Origin of the sequence: Brevibacterium sp. NPDC049920 (genome assembly GCF_040656435.1) — a bacterium.
GTDB lineage: Bacteria > Actinomycetota > Actinomycetes > Actinomycetales > Brevibacteriaceae > Brevibacterium > Brevibacterium pityocampae.
On record NZ_JBFAMF010000025.1, the window covers coordinates 1,737 to 5,106 of the forward strand.

The window sequence follows — 3,370 nt, forward strand, 5'->3', positions numbered from 1 at the left end:
GCGTCAACCGTTCGGGTTGGTGTGTGGGGTGGGGTCTGCTGGTTGTTTGAGAATCGTATAGTGGACGCGAGCATCTGGACATCGCATACATGCCGTGGGTGTGTGTGGGGTGTTCTGTGTGATTTTGTTGTTGTGTTTCTTGTGTTATCCGACTCGGATGCTCCTGGTCATGCTGCGTGTCAGTGTGTGGGGGTGTGTGAGTGTTCAAGAGCGCATGGTGGATGCCTTGGCATCAGGAGCCGATGAAGGACGTTGTAACCTGCGATAAGCCTCGGGGAGTTGGTAAACGAACGGTGATCCGAGGGTGTCCGAATGGGGGAACCCCGCGACATGTCATGTGTCGTGACCCGCATCTGAATATATAGGGTGTGTGGGGGGAACGTGGGGAAGTGAAACATCTCAGTACCCACAGGAAGAGAAAATAAGAATGATTCCGTGAGTAGTGGCGAGCGAAAGCGGAAGAGCCTAAACCGTGTGTGTGTCAAGCGTGCAGGTGTTGCATGTGCGGTGTTGTGGGGCTATCCGTCTGAGGGCTGCATTCCTTGGGCATGGCTGTTGTGTGCGTAGTCGAACAGGTTGGGAAGCCTGACCGGAGTGGGTGAGAGTCCCGTAGACGAAACGTGTGCTGGTTGTGTGTGATGGTTCCCGAGTAGGACGGGACTCGTGTAATCCCGTGTGAATCTGCCAGGACCACCTGGTAAGGCTAAATACTCCCTGATGACCGATAGCGGATAGTACCGTGAGGGAATGGTGAAAAGTACCCCGGGAGGGGAGTGAAATAGTACCTGAAACCATGTGCTTACAAGCCGTCAGAGCCTTTCGGGGTGATGGCGTGCCTTTTGAAGAATGAGCCTGCGAGTTAGCGGTGCGTGGCGAGGTTAACCCTGGTGGGGTAGCCGTAGCGAAAGCGAGTCCGAAGAGGGCGTCCCAGTCGCGTGTCCTAGACCCGAAGCGGAGTGATCTAGCCATGGGCAGGGTGAAGCACGTGTAAGAGCGTGTGGAGGCCCGCACCCACTTCAGTTGAAAATGGAGGGGATGACCTGTGGTTAGGGGTGAAAGGCCAATCAAACTCTGTGATAGCTGGTTCTCCCCGAAATGCATTTAGGTGCAGCGTTGCGTGTTGCTTGCCGGAGGTAGAGCTACTGGATGGCTGATGGGCCCCACCGGGTTACTGACGTCAACCAAACTCCGAATGCCGGTAAGTGTAAGCGTGGCAGTGAGACTGCGGGGGATAAGCTTCGTAGTCGAGAGGGAAACAGCCCAGACCACCAACTAAGGCCCCTAAGCGTGTGCTCAGTGGGAAAGGATGTGGAGTTGCGAAGACAACCAGGAGGTTGGCTTAGAAGCAGCCACCCTTGAAAGAGTGCGTAATAGCTCACTGGTCAAGTGATTCCGCGCCGATAATGTAGCGGGGCTTAAGTACACCGCCGAAGTTGTGGCAATACCACGTGTGATGAGCCGCCGGCATGTCCGGTTGGTTGAGTTGTGGTATTGGGTAGGGGAGCGTCGTATGGCCGGTGAAGCTGCGGAGTGATCCAGTGGTGGAGGCTATACGAGTGAGAATGCAGGCATGAGTAGCGAAAGACGGGTGAGAAACCCGTCCGCCGGATGACCAAGGGTTCCAGGGCTAGGCTAATCCGCCCTGGGTAAGTCGGGACCTAAGGCGAGGCCGACAGGCGTAGTCGATGGACAACGGGTTGATATTCCCGTACCGGCGAAGAACCGCCAATACCGAGGCATGTGATACTAACCAGCCGAGACTGTCTCCTGTCCTTCGGGACGGGTGTGCGGTCGAGGCTGGGACCTGAATGTGTAGTAGGTAAGCGTATTAACAGGTGTGACGCAGGAAGGTAGCCGGGCCGCGCGATGGTTGTCGTGGTCTAAGGTCGTAGGGCGACAGGTAGGTAAATCCGTCTGTCATGTGTCTGAGAGCTGATGGGCACCCACATCTGGTGGGTGATCCGGTGATCCTATGCTGCCGAGAAAAGCATCGACGTGAGGTTCTAGCCGCCCGTACCCTATTACCGACTCAGGTGGTCAGGTAGAGAATACTAAGGCGATCGAGATAATCGTGGTTAAGGAACTCGGCAAAATGCCCCCGTAACTTCGGGAGAAGGGGGGCCATCCTGGTGAGGAAGATTTTCTCTTCTGAGCTGGTGGTGGCCGCAGAGACCAGGGAGAAGCGACTGTTTACTAAAAACACAGGTCCGTGCGAAGTTGTAAGACGATGTATACGGACTGACGCCTGCCCGGTGCTGGAAGGTTAAGAGGACCTGTTAGAACTTCGGTTCGAAGCGGAGAATTTAAGCCCCAGTAAACGGCGGTGGTAACTATAACCATCCTAAGGTAGCGAAATTCCTTGTCGGGTAAGTTCCGACCTGCACGAATGGCGTAACGACTTCTCCACTGTCTCAACCACGAACTCGGCGAAATTGCACTACGAGTAAAGATGCTCGTTACGCGCAGCAGGACGGAAAGACCCCGAGACCTTCACTACAGTTTGGTATTGGTGTTCGGTGTGGCTTGTGTAGGATAGGTGGGAGACTGTGAAGCATGCACGCCAGTGTGTGTGGAGTCATCGTTGAAATACCACTCTGGCCATAGTGGATTCCTTAACTTCGGACCCTGATCGGGTTCAGGGACAGTGCCTGATGGGTAGTTTAACTGGGGCGGTTGCCTCCCAAAGAGTAACGGAGGCGCCCAAAGGTTCCCTCAGCCTGGTTGGCAATCAGGTGTCGAGTGTAAGTGCACAAGGGAGCTTGACTGTGAGACGGACGTGTCGAGCAGGAGCGAAAGCTGGGACTAGTGACCCGGCCGTGGATTGTGGAATCGCGGTCGCTCAACGGATAAAAGGTACCTCGGGGATAACAGGCTGATCTTGCCCAAGAGTCCATATCGACGGCATGGTTTGGCACCTCGATGTCGGCTCGTCGCATCCTGGGGCTGTAGTCGGTCCCAAGGGTTGGGCTGTTCGCCCATTAAAGCGGTACGCGAGCTGGGTTTAGAACGTCGTGAGACAGTTCGGTCCCTATCCGCTGCGTGCGTAGGAAATTTGAGAAGGGCTGTCCTTAGTACGAGAGGACCGGGACGGACGAACCTCTGGTGTGCCAGTTGTACCGCCAGGTGCATGGCTGGTTGGCTACGTTCGGAAAGGATAACCGCTGAAAGCATCTAAGCGGGAAGCCTGCTTCAAGATGAGATTTCCATCGAGGCGCCCTACAGACTATGGGGTTGATAGGCCAGATGTGGAAGCGCAGCAATGCGTGGAGCTGACTGGTACTAATACGCCGATCACTCACCCACCACCCTTTTCCGGGTGTGTTCGGGTCGGGTAACACAAGCACACACAACACCGTGTTTGAATCCTCTT

At 55.3% G+C, this 3,370-nt stretch carries 1 rRNA gene; it reads left to right on the forward strand.

Annotated features, from left to right (window positions below):
* Positions 1–194: 194 nt before the first annotated feature.
* Positions 195–3,303, forward strand: a 23S ribosomal RNA gene (locus tag AB0I45_RS13790).
* Positions 3,304–3,370: the final 67 nt, after the last annotated feature.